Origin of the sequence: Lacrimispora sp. (assembly GCF_036758025.1) — a bacterium.
GTDB lineage: Bacteria > Bacillota > Clostridia > Lachnospirales > Lachnospiraceae > Lacrimispora.
Window position 1 is genome coordinate 50632 of the sequence record NZ_DAIOXM010000008.1, and the last position, 15895, is coordinate 66526.

At 44.7% G+C, this 15895-nt stretch carries 14 protein-coding genes; 2 read left to right on the top strand and 12 right to left on the bottom strand.

Annotation, left to right across the window (positions count from 1 at the left end; genetic code table 11):
* Positions 1 to 89: 89 nt before the first annotated feature.
* Both lon and V7M78_RS08880 read right to left on the bottom strand, forming a co-directional pair.
* Positions 90 to 2498, bottom strand: coding sequence for an endopeptidase La (lon, locus tag V7M78_RS08875; protein ID WP_333648562.1), 2409 nt, complete (start codon positions 2496 to 2498; stop codon positions 90 to 92).
* Between the two features lie 116 nt (positions 2499 to 2614).
* Entirely contained in the window at positions 2615 to 3178 is a 564-nt protein-coding gene (locus V7M78_RS08880; protein ID WP_333648564.1) for a TetR/AcrR family transcriptional regulator, read from the bottom strand.
* 170 nt (positions 3179 to 3348) lie between these two features.
* Here V7M78_RS08880 and hflK point away from each other — a divergent pair, with 170 nt between their 5' ends.
* Positions 3349 to 4332, top strand: coding sequence for an FtsH protease activity modulator HflK (gene hflK, locus V7M78_RS08885; RefSeq protein ID WP_333648566.1), 984 nt, complete (start codon positions 3349 to 3351; stop codon positions 4330 to 4332).
* Complete coding sequence (gene hflC / locus V7M78_RS08890) at positions 4316 to 5194, top strand: protease modulator HflC (RefSeq protein WP_333648569.1); 879 nt, start codon at positions 4316 to 4318, stop codon at positions 5192 to 5194. The genes hflK and hflC overlap by 17 nt, the downstream gene beginning before the upstream one ends.
* Before the next feature lie 161 nt (positions 5195 to 5355).
* Here hflC and V7M78_RS08895 read toward each other — a convergent pair whose 3' ends face one another.
* The 10 genes from V7M78_RS08895 to gcvPB form a co-directional block, all read right to left on the bottom strand.
* Positions 5356 to 6120, bottom strand: a complete 765-nt coding sequence (locus V7M78_RS08895) for an ABC transporter ATP-binding protein (RefSeq protein ID WP_333648571.1) — start codon at positions 6118 to 6120, stop codon at positions 5356 to 5358.
* A gap of 8 nt (positions 6121 to 6128) precedes the next feature.
* Complete coding sequence (locus V7M78_RS08900; protein ID WP_333648573.1) at positions 6129 to 7124, bottom strand: FecCD family ABC transporter permease; 996 nt, start codon at positions 7122 to 7124, stop codon at positions 6129 to 6131.
* Positions 7111 to 8055, bottom strand: coding sequence for an ABC transporter substrate-binding protein (locus V7M78_RS08905; RefSeq protein WP_333648575.1), 945 nt, complete (start codon positions 8053 to 8055; stop codon positions 7111 to 7113). The genes V7M78_RS08900 and V7M78_RS08905 overlap by 14 nt, the downstream gene beginning before the upstream one ends.
* Complete coding sequence (nirJ2, locus tag V7M78_RS08910) at positions 8052 to 9065, bottom strand: putative heme d1 biosynthesis radical SAM protein NirJ2 (RefSeq protein WP_333648577.1); 1014 nt, start codon at positions 9063 to 9065, stop codon at positions 8052 to 8054. The genes V7M78_RS08905 and nirJ2 overlap by 4 nt, the downstream gene beginning before the upstream one ends.
* Positions 9066 to 9174: 109 nt before the next feature.
* Entirely contained in the window at positions 9175 to 10134 is a 960-nt protein-coding gene (locus V7M78_RS08915; RefSeq protein ID WP_333648579.1) for a D-2-hydroxyacid dehydrogenase, read from the bottom strand.
* 46 nt (positions 10135 to 10180) lie between these two features.
* The gene (locus V7M78_RS08920; protein WP_333648581.1) at positions 10181 to 11083 is read right to left on the bottom strand and encodes a sugar phosphate isomerase/epimerase family protein; all 903 of its coding nucleotides are present in this window, start codon (positions 11081 to 11083) and stop codon (positions 10181 to 10183) included.
* Positions 11084 to 11229: 146 nt separating this feature from the next.
* Complete coding sequence (gene fsa, locus V7M78_RS08925; RefSeq protein WP_333648583.1) at positions 11230 to 11883, bottom strand: fructose-6-phosphate aldolase; 654 nt, start codon at positions 11881 to 11883, stop codon at positions 11230 to 11232.
* A gap of 104 nt (positions 11884 to 11987) precedes the next feature.
* Positions 11988 to 13400: a dihydrolipoyl dehydrogenase gene (lpdA, locus tag V7M78_RS08930; protein WP_333648585.1), complete on the bottom strand. Its 1413-nt coding sequence runs from the start codon at positions 13398 to 13400 to the stop codon at positions 11988 to 11990.
* 51 nt (positions 13401 to 13451) lie between these two features.
* Complete coding sequence (locus V7M78_RS08935) at positions 13452 to 14450, bottom strand: lipoate--protein ligase (RefSeq protein ID WP_333648587.1); 999 nt, start codon at positions 14448 to 14450, stop codon at positions 13452 to 13454.
* Positions 14434 to 15894, bottom strand: a complete 1461-nt coding sequence (gcvPB, locus tag V7M78_RS08940) for an aminomethyl-transferring glycine dehydrogenase subunit GcvPB (RefSeq protein ID WP_333648589.1) — start codon at positions 15892 to 15894, stop codon at positions 14434 to 14436. Before gcvPB ends, V7M78_RS08935 begins: the two co-directional genes overlap by 17 nt.
* Between the last annotated feature and the right edge of the window lies 1 nt (position 15895).

The window sequence follows — 15895 nt, forward strand, 5'->3', positions numbered from 1 at the left end:
ATTTCACCCATAGTATCACTCCCTTTTCCGAATTTATACCGGCATTCAGGAGGGTGTCACTCTATCTTGACATAGGATCGTTCTGTTTGTCAAGCGTTTCCTTTCATACTCATGTATGATGGATCAGGTCCTTCCAAAAGCCGTCCATTCCCGCTGTTTTGCATGAGTACATGCTCAATGCGGGGAAGGAAAATGCCTAAGGACTCTTTCAGCACATCTTCAATGGTTTCTACCGGAATAATAGTAAGCTGGTCTTTCACTTCCTCCGGAACATCTTTTAAGTCACTGACATTATCTCTTGGAATGAGAACACGGTTAATTCCGGCTCTTTGAGCTGCCAATAATTTTTCTTTCAGGCCGCCGATTGGAAGTACGGCACCCCTTAAGGTGAGTTCGCCTGTCATGGCAAGTTTTGGGTCCACCTTGCTGCCTGTCACCAGAGAGGCCAGGGCTGTAAATAATGCGATTCCCGCTGACGGGCCATCCTTTGGAACAGCTCCTGACGGAACATGGATATGAAGATCCCGTTCTTTAAAATCAAAGGCATTTAAGGGAAGTCTGGATTTTAACAGGCTCAGAGAGATTCTGGCTGATTCCTTCATCACATCTCCCAGTTTTCCGGTCAGCATAATGGCTCCGTTTCCAGGCATATGGGTCGCTTCTATAAAGAGGATTTCTCCTCCCACCGGAGTCCAGGCCAAGCCGGTCACCACTCCCGGAGGATTGTCAAGCTGTGCCTTGTCGTGGCGGGATACCTTTCTGCCCAGGATATCTTCCAAATCTTCTTCTCTAATCTCAAAGGGCAGCTCTGCTTTATTGGAAACGATTTTTTCTGTCGTAACTCTGGCTATGCTTGCCAACTGCTTCTTCAGTCCCCGCACTCCTGCTTCCAGGGTGTAGTCGCTGATAATCTTCTGCAATACCTGGTCATCAATAACTATCTGCTCCGGCTTTAATCCATGTTCTTCCAAAACAGATGGAATCAGGTGATTTTTTCCGATATGGAACTTTTCATCTGCCGTGTAACTGGATATCTGAATGACCTCCATACGGTCTAACAAGGGTCCTGGTATGGTATCCAGAGAATTGGCCGTTGCCACAAAGAATACATCGGATAAATCATAAGGAAGATCTAAGTAATGATCGGTAAATGTGTTATTCTGCTCCGGATCCAGAACCTCTAGCAAGGCGCTGGCAGGGTCTCCGCTGAAACCGCCGGACATCAGCTTATCCACCTCATCTAAAATCATGACAGGGTTGGTTGCCCCGGCCTTTTTCATGCTTTGAATAATCCTTCCCGGCATGGCCCCTACATAGGTTCTCCGGTGGCCTCTGATTTCTGATTCATCCCGGACACCGCCCAGGCTTAAGCGGATATATTTTCTGTCGAGGGCCTCTGCAATGCTCTTTCCTAAGCTGGTCTTACCTGTTCCGGGCGGTCCTACAAGAAGCAGGATGGAACCTTTTTTGTTCTTATTTAACTGCATAACAGCCAGATGCTGGATCATTCTGTCCTTTACCTTTTTCAGGCCGTAATGCTGGTCGTCTAAAATCTTTCTGGCATTCTCTAAATCAATAGACTTTGCTGCTTCCTTTTTCCAGGGAAGCTGAACAAGGAGATCTAAATAATTACGGATAATATTATATTCCGGCCTGTTGGATTCCTGTTCATTTAACTTATCCAGTTCTTCCAGAGCGGCTTCCTTAATCTCATCAGGCATACCGGCCTCTTCAATTCTGGTTAAGTAATCTACGTCCTTTTTACCGCCTTCTCTGCCCTCGTTCAGTTCTTCCTGAATGGCCTTTAACTGCTCTCGGAGTACGGTTTCCCGGTAATTCTTGTTAGCCTTTTCTGAGAACTTCTCGGATATCTCCATCTGAAGCTCAATCATTTCCTTCTGCTTTAACAGATAGTCCATAAAACGCAGGCTTCTCTCTTTTAGAGAACTCATTTCCAGAAGCTCATATTTTTCCTGAGCCGGTATCTGGGTGAACTGGGATAAGTAGGATATGAGAGAATTTATGTCGTGAAAACCGTTGACCACTTTCTGATACTGCTCTCCGCCTGTAAATTTGGCACTGATTTCACCGGTGATTTTTTTAATATAGCCAAGGATTTCCTCCCGGCTCTTTTCATCTAAGTCCTCCTGGTCAGGACTAAGCCGGTACTGGGCATATGTGACACCGCCCTCTGTCCGGATTTCTCCTATTTCCACCCGGTCTAAAATCCTTGCGGCCACCTTGGCGCCTTTTTCTGTAAGCTCTGCACCGCTTACCTTAAAGATCACGCCGACTTTATGAAAATCTTCTTCCTTAAGATTGCCGCTGTTGCTGCTGCTCAAAGGAAGAGCGATTTTTACGGCTTCGCCGTCTTCCAGGTACTGAATCTGGCTGTTGTTTACAGAATCAAACAGAAGCATAGCGTCGGTATGAGGAAGTATAACTTTATTTGATATGGGAAAAACGATTCCTGTTTTGCTTTCATAGTTATTCATCATGGTCTTATCCTTTCTGTGAGTATTTCAAAAGTGAATGTTCGTTTAATTATGTTTCGATTTTTTGCGAGACTTTTCGTAAAAACAGCTTTACAAAAGAATCCCGCCTGTTAAAAACCTTATAATAATATTGCATCCTGAATAATCTGAATCATTTCCTGTAAAAGATCTGCCTTCTGCTCTTCGGTTTTGCAGTTATCAATGGCAATTACTTTTACCGGCTGAAACATGATCGCCAGTAAATTATCTTCCTGATAATTCTTTATGATGCGGCTCCTCTTCATGTCTGTCATCAGATCGTAGATGTTACAGACACCCTTTTTTCCGGAACAGTTATTGGCTAAAGATGGGCAGTTGGAGAACTGCTCCACAAAGCTGAATACGTCCCTGTTCTCTAATATATAATTGTAGTAACTACGGATCAGCATTTCAATCTGCCTTCGTCCTTCCATCTCCCGGTTGATGCGGGCCAGAAGGTAATCATAGATATCTTCTGAATACTCCGTGTAAATGTCGTGGAGCATATCTTCTTTATTCTCAAAATAGATATACACCGTTGCCGGCGAAACCCCTGCCAGTCTGGCAATTTTAGAGACAGAGGTGCCGTGAAAGCCCTCCTGCAGGATCAGCTTAATTACTGCTTCTTTTATGCTTCTCGCCTTTTCGTCGTCTTTTTTTCTCATGCCATCACCTCTATGACTTTATAATAAACGATCATTCATTTATTGTCAATCTATTTTTTGTGACGAAAGTTTGTCCATTTGCATCCACCAGTTACTATATGCTATACTACTTAAATGAAGTCACTCATATTATTTTTATTAGAGAAAAAGAAAAGGAGAATCAGATTTCTATGTTTAAAAAACTAAGGAATTCTCACCAGATTCCAACAGAAAAAATAGCCAAAGCCGGTGCCGGCGGAATTAAAATAGTTCTGCTTTTGATTGTTGCCGCCTTTTTATTGTCCAATAGCTTCTACATGTTATCGGAAGACAAGGTTGCAGTTGTAAATACATTTGGCAAGCCAATAAGTGTAACAAAAGCAGGCCCTCATTTTAAAATTCCATTTATACAGGAAGTTTATAAAATGTCAAAAGAAATAAGCGGTATGAGTATCGGATATAATGAGCAGGATGAATCCACACGTTCTGAATCTGAAATGATCACAAAAGATTTCAATTTCGTCAATATTGATTTCTACATTGAATATCGTATCATTGATCCGGTCAGAGCCTATATCCATAAGGACACATCTGTTGAAATACTGAGGAATCTGGCTCAGTCTTATATCAGAGATACCGTTGGTGTTTACAATGTTGATGAGGTAATTACTACCGGAAAAGCTGAGATACAGGCCACAGTAAAGTCCAAGCTGTCAGAACGCCTGGAACTTGAAGATATCGGTCTTGGAATTGAAAACGTCACAATTCAGGATTCAGAGCCTCCAACAACAGAAGTAAACAATGCTTTTAAGGCTGTTGAAGATGCCAAACAAAGTATGGATACCATGATCAATGAAGCAAAGAAGTATCAGTCAGAAAGGATACCGGAAGCAAATGCCAGCGCGGATAAAGCCAGAAAAGATGCAGATGCGTTTTATCAGCAGCGAATCAGTGAAGCGGAAGGACAGGTGGCAAGATTTAATCAAATGTATGATGAATATATAAAATATCCCCTTATTACCAAGAAAAGAATGTTTTATGAAACCATGGAAGATGTGCTGCCTTCTTTAAAAGTTATCATTGATGGTTCCGATGGAACCCAGATGCTGCTGCCATTAGATCAGTTTTCCACAAATATACAAAATGGAGGTGTTTCAAATGAAAGCGATCAGTAAAACAATGAAAGTCCTGGCAATCTGCCTTTTATTATTACTGGCTTTTCTGGTTCTCAATCCGACAGTAGTTACAAAAGCAAATGAATATACCCTGATTAAGCAATTTGGTCAGGTGGTTCGAGTGGAATCCTCACCTGGTCTGTCATATAAAATCCCCCTTATTCAAACGACACAGAATATTCCAAAGATGAAGATGATCTACGACCTCCGTCCAAGCGATGTCACTACGAAAGATAAAAAAGTAATGAATGTGGATTCTTTCGTTATCTGGGAAATTACAGACCCTGTAAAATATCTTTCATCTTTGAATGCAAGCATTGAAAAAGCTGAAATAAGACTTGATAACGTTGTTTATAACTCAATTAAAACAATCATGTCATCAACAAGCCAGGACGATATTATTTCCGGCAGAGAAGGGCTATTGGCCAAGACAATTACAGAAAATATAGGAATATCCATGGATTCCTACGGTATTTTAGTTCATGCTGTGGAAACCAAAAAATTGGATCTTCCCGATTCCAATAAAGAATCCGTTTATCAGCGTATGATATCAGAAAGGAATAATATAGCTGCACAGTATACTGCAGATGGAAACTATCAATCTTCCCTGATTCGCAATGAAACTGATAAATCAGTAAAAGAAACCATTGCAAAAGCTGAGGCTGAAGCCGAAAAAACCAGAGGAAAGGCTGAAGCTGAATATATGCAGATACTAAGTAATGCATATAATGATGAATCGAAGGCTGATTTTTATAATTATGTCCGGTCTTTAGATGCGTTGAAAGCTTCGTTAAAGGGCGAAAATAAGACTATTGTTTTGAATAAAGACAGTGAATTGGCAAAAATACTTTCGGGAAACTAAATTTATTTTTTAAAAAGCTATTGGATGGAATATCCAGTGGCTTTTTTTCTGCCTCTATGCCATTATAAACAACCGTTACATATTCAGATAAATCGATGTTATCCAGCCGTTGACCATTGCCATACATTGCATATATTGAATACGCGCCCTTCCCCTCTCTTTTATATCTTAAAGGAATAATAATAAGACCTCCCATTCTCCGTCATCTGCCGGATATCCACCTTAAAAATATCACTGATACAGCGATGGACCTCAGAATTGGAAGCCTCATCATAAGCAGCTACTCTCCCCTTTTCCATCACTGCCAGCCGGTCTGAATAGTTCAAAGCCAGATTCAGGTCATGAAGAACCAGCACAATGGTCTTTCCAAGTTCCTTGTTTAAGCGGCTGATCAGTTCCATAATTTCATAGGAAACATTAATATCCAGATAAGTGGTCGGTTCATCGAGAAAAATAACCGGAGTATCCTGGGCCAGAACCATGGCAAGAAAAACCCTCTGCCGCTCTCCCCCCGATAGCTGGCGCAGGCTCTTTTTTCGGAGTGACTGGCAGCAGGTCACCTCCATGGCATATTCCGTCAGCCGTTTATCCTCGGCAGAAGAAATGCTGATAGGGGATTGATGAGGATATCTTCCCGACATCACCGCATCTTCCACGGCCATATCAGGTGTATATCCGCTTTGCAGCAACACGGACACCTTTTGGGCAAACTCCTTCCGTTTCATACCGCCGATCTCTTTCTCTTCTAAAAACACCTTTCCCTTATTTGGATGCAAAAGCCGGGAGGCCAGCTTTAACACTGTACTCTTTCCGCAGCCATTGGGGCCGATGATGGTGGTTATCTTCCCCTTTTCAAAGCTTAAATCCATTTCCTGAATTAACGGCTGCTTACTGTAGGAATAAGTCACGCCTTCCAGCCTGATCATAATTTCTCTCACCTCTTTTGCATGTTTTTAAAAATCAGATAAAGAAAAAACGGACCTCCCAAAAATGACATCAGAATGCCCACCGGAAGCTCATACGGAAGAAACAAGGTTCTCGCCAGCAGATCACATAAAATAACAAACATTCCTCCTGCCAAAGCACTGGCAGGAATGACAAAGCGGTTATCCTGCCCTATGATTAATTTCACCCCATGGGGAACCAAAAGGCCTACAAAGCCGATCATTCCTGCGAAGCTGACCGCCGCACCCGCCAGGATAGCGGCAATGGTCAAATAAATACAACGGCATGCATTTACATTCATGCCCAGGGCTTTTGCGCTGTCAGCCCCAAGATTTAAAATATTAAGTCCTTTGGAACTAAACAATGCCAGAATAAGCCCGGCACCGATAAAAACCCCAGGATAAACGAGGGTGCCGGAAGTAACTGCAGAAAGCCCTCCTACAAGAAAGTTTCCGGCCCCTACATAAGCATCAGGATACAAAATCATAATTGTATTCATCCCTGCACTGAAAATACTGTTGACAACAAAGCCAGTCAAAACCAGCAGAACCCTTGACATCCTGGCAAACATGGTAATTGCCAGAATCAGCATACAGGCCAAAAGTGCACCGGAAAATGCTGCCAAAGGCAAAAGCAAAGGGGCTGCCGGAAGAAAGGCGGAAGTCAACAAAACCATCAGCCCTGCCCCAGCATTAACACCTATGACATTTGGACTGGCCAGAGGATTGTTCAGAACAGATTGAATCACAGCACCGGATACTGCAAGGGCGCTTCCTGCAAGCAGGGCTCCCATCACTCTGGGCAGACGCACTGTGTAAAGTATCCGGTATAGGGAATCAGCAGGATCACCTGCAAAGAGTGTGGCAATAAGTTCAAAGGGCCGGATATGACTGGCTCCCAGGCACAACCCAAGCAAAACAGAAGCCGCCAGCCCTGCGGCTGACAAAAGGATAATCAGAATCCTGGCTTTATTATTTCGTTCCATAAAGAATCTCCCAAAGGTATGTATAGCTTTCTGCCCATTTTCCATTTGGTTTATACAGAAACTTTTCTTTTGGCAAAAGGATGTAGCGGCCCTCTTTCACCGCAGTAAGGGTGCTCCAGGCCGGATTTTTTTCAATGGTTTCCTTTAAGTTCTTTCTGGCAAGATCATCGTCATTTCCCATAGGAATCACAAAAATATAATCCGGGTCTTCCTTTACAATGCTTTCCATATTAAATTCCTTCAGCACGCTTTGATTCTCATCGGCAATGTTGCTGCAGCCCAAGTCATTCAGCATTTTTCCCGTCATGGTCTTGGAATTTTGAGCCGCTGCTCCGCCGGAATAGGTAATGAGAAGCAAAACAGACGGCGCTGTCTGAGGCCTTGGTGCGGAAAGGATTTCTTTGATCTCTGCTTCCACATCCAGCCCGTTTTTCTGATACAGCTCATGGTTTCCTGTTATTTCCGTACAGGTTTTAAGCATGGAAAGATAATCTTCAAAGTGAGTCACCTTAAAATAAGCCGCCGGAATACCTGCCTGTTTGAAAACTTCCTTAAGGGCTGCTTGCTCCTTTGTTTCCGAGGACAGCAGAACCAGATCCGGATTTAAGGCTATGATTTCCTCTGTACTGGGACTGTTGTATTTCCCCACGGAAACAATTTCTTTTGAAAGCTCCAGCCCTCTTTCCTCAAAAGCATCATCCGTAACACCTGTCAAAGTGCCTCCGGCTGACAGCCAGATTTCTGCAAAGCTTCCCATTAAAGCAACCACACGCCTGGGCTCTTGAACCGTTATCTCCTGCCCCAGGGCATCGGTAAACCGATATCCTTCCTGGGAGGCAGAGGCCGGTTCTGCCGCCTTTTTCCCGCATCCTGCAAGCACGCTTAACACCATAAGAAACATTACTGCATAAGACATTATTTTTATCTTCAATTAAGCAAGGCTCCTTCTTCCAATAATTGTTTTCCATAAGCGCAGTAACTATCCTCTGCCATATAATCACCCTCATGATAATATCCTGCTCTGGCCCGGCAGCCCCCGCACTCTTTCCCATAGGTGCATTCTCTGCATGTCCCCTTATAATCTTGGGTGCGCAGGCTTTCAAACAGGCTGCTGTTCTTCCATATCTGGTCAAAAGCGTCCTTGCGGACGTCCCCTGCTTCCTCAACCATATAGGCACAGGGCCGGACCTTTCCTACAGGGCTGACCACACAATAGGAAAGTCCTGCAAGACATCCTCTTGTAAAACGGGTATCCACCTCCATCTGCTTTGCCACTCTTGTAAACTGAGGGGCACAGGTAGGCTTGATATCAATGGGAACTTCCTTTTGCTTTGCCATAATGGTCTGCAAAAGCCTTTCATATTCCATCACTTCCAGGGAGGTTTCCTCCAAATATATTCCTCTTCCAACGGGAATCAGGAAAAATAAGTAGCTGGCGGCAGCCCCGGCTTTTACGGCGAAATCAATGATATCGCTTACCTCTTCCTGATTCCAGTCCATAATGGTCGTATGGAGCTGAAAAGAAAGACCGGCCTTTTTACAGTTTTCAATTCCCTTAAGAGTCAGGCGGTATGCGTTTTCATCTCCTCGGAACTGGTTATGCTTTTCTTCATCCAGGCTGTCAAGGCTGATGCCCATAGATGCGGCACCGCACTCCTTCAGCTTCTTAGCCACGTCCTCTGTAATCAGCATTCCATTGGTGCCGAAAACAGGCCTGAGCCCTTTGCCGGACGCATAAGATACCAAAGTGTAAATGTCCGGGCGCATCAATGGTTCCCCTCCGCTGAATATCATAATGCGGAAACCTGCCGCAGCAATCTCATCAATCAGTTTTTTCGCTTCCTCTGTTGTCAGTTCATCTGCCTTTTTGCTGCCTGCATCCTGATAGCAATGCTTACACTTAAGATTGCACTGGTTTGTTGTCATCCATGAAACTATCATATGCTCTCCTCTTCCAGTCAAATGTCATTTTATTCCATCATAATTGCAATACTCCTTTTTCATTCCACAAACCTTTTATTTTTACCGGCATTCTGAAAATAAGTGCCGGTTATTTATTTACAACATTTTGGGGACAGCCCTCGGCATAAGCCCTTAAGTTATCTACGGCAATATTCATCAGCCTCTGTCTCGTTTCCTTTGGAGCCCAGGCAATGTGAGGGGTGATGATGCAGTTCCTGGCTTTCAGCAGGGGATTATCTGCTTTCATGGGCTCCGCTGAAACAACATCAACTGCTGCTCCCCCGACCTTCCCGCTGTTTAATGCCTCCTTTAAATCCTCTTCCACAATTAAAGGCCCTCTGGAGCTGTTGAGAATCATGACATGATCCTTCATCTTAGCAATGGTTTCTTTATTGATCATGCCCTGGGTATCAGGGTGAAGGGGACAATGAAGGGAAATCACGTCAGAATTTGCCAGAAGCTCATCAAGCTCCGCATAACGGCAGGTTTCCGTTTCCAATCCCTCTTCCCTTGTCCTGGAATAAGCCAGAATCTTCATTCCCAAAGCCTGGGCAATCTTAGCCACAGCCTGTCCGATTCTTCCAAATCCGATGATTCCCATGGTTTTTCCAGCCAGTTCTGTAAGAGGGTAATTCCAATAGCAGAAATCCTCACTTCTGGTCCAATCTCCTGCCATGACAGACCGGGAATGATCTCCGATATGGTGGCAAAGCTCCAGCAGCAATGCAATGGTAAACTGGGCAACAGCTTCCGTTCCATATGAGGGAATATTTGACACCGGAATGCCTCGTTCCTTTGCCGCCTCAATATCTACCACGTTGTAGCCGGTGGCAAGCACACCGATATATTTGATACTGGGACATGCTTCCAAGGTGGATTTGGTCAAAGGTGTCTTGTTGGTGTAAACTGCCTCTGCATCACCGATCCGCTGGATAATCAGCTCTTGGGGCGTTCTGTCATATACAGTGACCTCGCCAATCTGTTCCATTCCGCTCCAGGATAAGTCTCCCGGATTTTCCGTATATCCGTCTAATATTACGATTTTCATTTCGTCTGCCTCCCTTTCTAATGTTTGAAATCACCCTTTTTGCGCTTTAATCTTCCAGAAGTGCCCATGCCCGGTTAATGACACGTTTTGTATTGGCAAGGATAATATCCCCGTCTTCATCTGCCCAGGGCTTTACTTCAAAGGAGAGGACGTATGGGTTTTTGCTGTTGAAAAATCCCTCTTCTTTCAGAACGGTAAAGAAGTCTCTCAGCTCCTCCACATCATTGGCGCTGTTTGGATAGCCGAATCTGGGGTGCTGGTCTCCGTAAGCCTCACAATCCTTTTTCACCACAGCGTTTCCGATGTGGAAATGGGTGATATAAGGACGAAGGGTCTGAATTACAAATTTGCTGGTTTCATATGTGGTGGGGAAATGGGATAAGTCAACCATCAGTCCAAAGTTGTTATGACTCATCCGCATATCTGCTGCAAACCTTGCCGCATAGGGAGCCGGTCCCATAAGGGCCGCCTTGTCCATATCAAAATCAAATACTTCCAGTTCCACAACCATCCCTTTTGCAGCGGCATAATCGCACAGGTTTCTGGTCGTCTTTAAAAGCTGCTCATAGGCCTGATCCTTTGTGGATGCCTCCCATTTTCCTGCCAGGAATGCAATTCCTTTGGCTCCCAGGTACTCAGCCTCATCGACTGCTTCCATGAGAGTTTTTTCTGCCGCTTTTCTGCCCTCTTCGTCAATGTCATTGGGGTTCAGCTTCGGGCCTAACAGTCTTGGCTGGGCTCCGTAGCACACCGTAAGATGGGACTGCTCCAGCATCTTTTTTACCTGTTTTCTCTTTTCTTCATCTGCAATTTGAGTCAGCTCAATGGCTCCAAAATATTCATCACATGCGATTCTTTTTACAGAATCCAGAATATCGTATTGAACAGGCGGATGGCTCATCCATTGGATGGTTCCTACCTGAAAATATTTCTGAATCGGATCTTTCATTTGTCTGTACCTCCTGATTTTTCGTAGTTGGTTATTAATACCATTTTACCACAGAGCAAAGACCACGGCAAATAGAAAAACGCCGTAACTGCGGCCGGAGGCGGATTCCGCCAGGGGCTGCAATTACGGCATTTTCAAATTATTTCTTACTCTCCGAACACTTTTTTATAATCAGCCTGGAACTTTTCAATTCCCTGGTCTGTCAGCGGATGCTTTGTCATCTGAAGTAAAACAGGGAACGGCACCGTTGCTATATCAGCACCTGCCTTAGCACAGTCAATTACATGGATGGGATTTCTCACGCTTGCAGCAATGATTTCCGTTTCGATCTCATGAACCATAAATATCTCTGCAATATCCCTGATCAGGTCAATTCCCGGCATGGAAATATCATCCAGCCTTCCTAAGAAAGGAGAAACGTAAGTGGCTCCTGCCCTGGCTGCCAGAAGCGCCTGAGCTGCTGAAAAAACCAGGGTCACATTAGTTTTAATCCCCTCTGCTCTCAGCACCTTAACAGCTTTTAAGCCTTCTACTGTCATGGGAATTTTTACTACCATATTGGGATGAATGGAGGCTATTTCCCGTCCTTCTGCTATCATTCCCTCTGCATCAACTGTAGTAGCCTTCACTTCACCGCTGATGGGGCCGTCAACCAAGCCTGCGATTTCTTCTACCACTGCTTTGGTGTCTCTTCCCTCTTTTGCAATCAGTGACGGATTGGTTGTCACTCCGCAGATAATTCCCATTTCATTTGCTTTCTTGATTTCCTCTAAATTCGCCGTATCTACAAAAAATCTCACAATGATTCCCTCCTTAAATGATTGCAAAACCATTTTTCTCTTGTTCACTTGTTCTTATTATTTTAGCATAGTCGGGAGGAAAACTCAATTCTTTTGGACATTCCCTATCTCCGGGGCAGCGCATGAATGGCTCCGCCAATACTGTCCTCCAAAGCTTCTGCCACTGATTCATTATAGGTCGGATGAGCCCTCATTGCCTTTAAAAGCTGTCTGGCAGTCAGTTTGTTGGAAATAGCTGTTCCCATCTCTCCTATCATATCCGTAGCCCTGGCACACATCATTTGAGCTCCCAGCAATACACCGGTTTCCTTATCCGTTACAACCTTAACAAATCCTCTCTCTTCCTTGGTGATAAAGGATTTGCTGTTGCCATGCGTCAAAAACTTTCCCACAACAACCTCAATTCCCTTTTCCTTTGCCTCATCTTCCGTTATTCCCACACAAGCAATTTCAGGATCAGTATAAACACAGGATGGAATGACTGACAGATCAATTGACATCTCTTCACCCTTCATCGCCTCCACTGCGCAGATCCCCTGAGAACTGGCAGCGTGAGCCAACTGAGTCCCTCCGGTCACATCGCCGATCGCAAATACTCCCGGCATACTTGTCTCAAAATTCTCATTTACCAGAATCCGGCCCCGGTTCATTTCCAAAGAAACGCCTTCCTCCATCAGCCCCTCTGTATTGGGAATTCTTCCGGCTGCTGAAAGCAGGTAAGGACTTTTTAAAACCCCGACTGTTTCCTTATTCTTTCCCTTTTCCAAAAAAGTACAGATAAAGTCCTGTCCCTCTTTTTCTATCTTCTGAACAAATGCCTTGGTATAAATGTCGGCGCCTTTCTTTTTCAAAATCAGCTTTAAATTCTGTGAAATTTCCTTATCCAGTCCGGGCAGAAGCCGTTCCTCCGCCTCCAGCACCATGACCTTGGAACCAAAGGAAGCAAATACGGTGGCAAATTCCACTCCTATGACTCCGCCTCCTATAATAATCAGGCTTTCCGGCACATGGTCAAGCTGGAACAGCTCATCGCTGGTCATGACTCCGGGAAGGCGGATTCCCTCAATAGGCGGAAAAGAAGGTTTTGACCCTGTTGCAAGCAGTATATGTTTGCCCTGAAGAAGCACTTCCCCGTCCTCTGTTGTGACCCTGACACTTCCATCTTTTGTCAGTGTTCCGGTTCCATGAATCCTGTCCACCTTATTTCCCTTTAAAAGCTGCTCCACACCAAGTCTGAGGCTTTCAGAGGTCTCATTTTTATAGGACATCACCTTGCTGTAATCATAGCTTACATCCTTTGAAATGATTCCGAACCGTTCTCCTGACAAAACTTCCTGATACAGCTTTGCAGCATGGAGCATGGCCTTGGCCGGAACGCAGCCCCGGTTTAAGCAGGTGCCTCCTGTTTCCCGGTTTTCTATGATCGCTGTCTTCATTCCCAGCTTTGCTGCTTTAATGGCCGCTACATACCCTCCGGGGCCTGCGCCGATAATCAGCAGATCATACATTTCCTCCATCCAATTCCTCCTTAAAGGGCGTTTGAACTTTACTTCAAACGCCCCTGATTTTTACAATTCTGCAGTCACAAAAAATTCCTTTAAATCCTCAATGATAGTCCTATGGGCCTGGGTCTTAGCAGGTACCTGTTCCAGCTTGCCGCAGATCGTATCATTGTCATACTTGCATCCCTTTATATAACCGGGAAGCATATCCATAAGGTCCGGTTCCATGGAATCAGAAAACACCTGCAAATCCTTTATCATTCCTGCATTTACCTGAAACTGCCAGATTACATTTCCCCATACAAACCGTTTTGAAAGTTCATACTGGAAATCCATGTTCCGGCCATAGAGCCAATCCCAGGAAGAGAATTTCTCCCTTCCTTCTGCCAATGCTTTCTGATCCAGCTCCTCCTGCCTGCAAAAAGCCGCCTTACAGCCATAAATTTCTTCAAATGCCTCCAGAAGCTTTTCCTTTAACAGATCAATGGTCAGATCAGGCTGATATTCCGAAAGATTGGTCACTCTGGATCTGACGGAATCCACTCCCTTTAATGCCAGCTTATCCTTTGAAACCTGCAGATATTGGGACAGCTTATCAAGATCAGCACTGACCATCAAAGTTCCATGGTGATAGCATTTATCTCCTCTGGTATAAAAGGCGTTGCCGGAAAACTTCCGTCCGGATACGGTAATATCGTTCCGTCCTGATTTTTCCGCGTGGATTCCCAGCTTTTTAACCCCGCTTAATATGACCTCCAACTGCTTTTCCAGATCATAATTTTCCTTCTGAACAAGAAATGTGAAATTCAGATTTCCAAGGTCATGGTATACAGCACCTCCGCCTGAAAGCCGCCTTACAAGATGGCCGCCAGCCTGTTCCAGTTCCCGGACTCTGCATTCCTTCCATGGATTCTGGTTTTTTCCAATTACAACTGTATTTTCATTCTGCCAAAGATATAAGGTGCAGGCGTCTTTTCCTGTTGTTTCCAGTAAATGTTCTTCAATGGCAAGATTTAAATAGGGATCATAGCCGCTTCCGTCTACGTATTTAATTTCCTGTATCATCTTTGTCTGTTTCCTTATCTGAGAAGTCGTATTTTAGTATTGGATTTCTGGCTGCTCTCACTTCATCAAGTCTGGTGACAGGTGTGCGTATGGGAGCCTGATGCAGGGTTTCCGGATCGGACTTTGCCGTTTCATAAAGGCTGCGGAATACAGAAATCGCATGATCTAAAGTTTCCTTGGATTCTGTCTCTGTAGGCTCTGCCATCAATGCCTCCGGCACAATCAGCGGGAAATACATAGTAGGCGGATGGATTCCATGGTCTAAAAATCCCTTTGCAATGTCCATGGCCGATACTCCTGTTTCCTTTTTAAGCATTGCCAGACTCATGACAAACTCATGCATGCAGAGTCCTGGGTATGCCATATCGTAAATATCCTTTAATTTCGCCATCATATAATTGGCATTTAACACAGCATGCTGTGACGCCTCTGGAACCCCTTCTTTTCCAAGCATAAGCAGATAAGTTGTGGCTCTGACTACGGTCAGGAAGTTTCCGTAAAAGCTCTTCACCCGGCCCATGCTGTGAGGCGGATTTTTAAGCAGATACCGGCCTTCCTTCTCGGTCAGATCGCCGGGTAAAAATTCAGCTAAAAAGCTCTTGCATCCTACAGGTCCGCTTCCCGGGCCTCCGCCTCCGTGAGGAGTGGAAAAGGTTTTATGAAGATTTAAATGAACCACATCAAAGCCCATATCACCAGGTCTTACCATGCCCATAACAGCATTTAAATTGGCTCCGTCATAGTAGGCCAGACCGCCTGCATCATGGATGATTTTTGTGATCTCCAGTATGTTTTTATCAAAAAGTCCCAAGGTGTTGGGGTTGGTCAGCATCAGACCTGCCGTATCCTCTCCCACTGCCTTTCGCAGTGCTTCCAAATCCACTCCGCCGTCTTCTGACGATGGAATGCAGACTACGGAAAATCCCACCATGGATGCGCTTGCAGGATTGGTTCCGTGAGCGGAATCCGGAACTATGATTTTAGTTCTCTTTTTGTCGTCCCGGCTTTCATGGTATGCCTTCATAAGCAAAAGTCCCACAAATTCTCCGTGAGCGCCTGCTGCCGGCTGAAAGGTCATCCGGTCCATTCCCGTAATTTCACAAAGGTACTGCTCTGCTGTTTTCAGCACCTCCAGACACCCCTGCACCGTATGCTCCGGCTGCAGCGGATGAATCTGGGTAAAACCGGGGAGAGAGGAAGTGTCTTCGTTGATCTTTGGGTTGTATTTCATGGTGCAGGAGCCCAAAGGATAAAAGCCGTCATTGACGCCGTATGCCATTTTTGCAGTTTCTGTATAATGCCTGCTTATATCATTTTCAGACATCTGAGGCAGATGCAGACTTCTTTTTCTCTGGCTACCCTCTTCCGGCATGGTGACCGGAACATCACACTCCGGCAGAATGCTTAAGCTTCTTCCTTCCCGTCCCTTTTCAAATATCAGCATA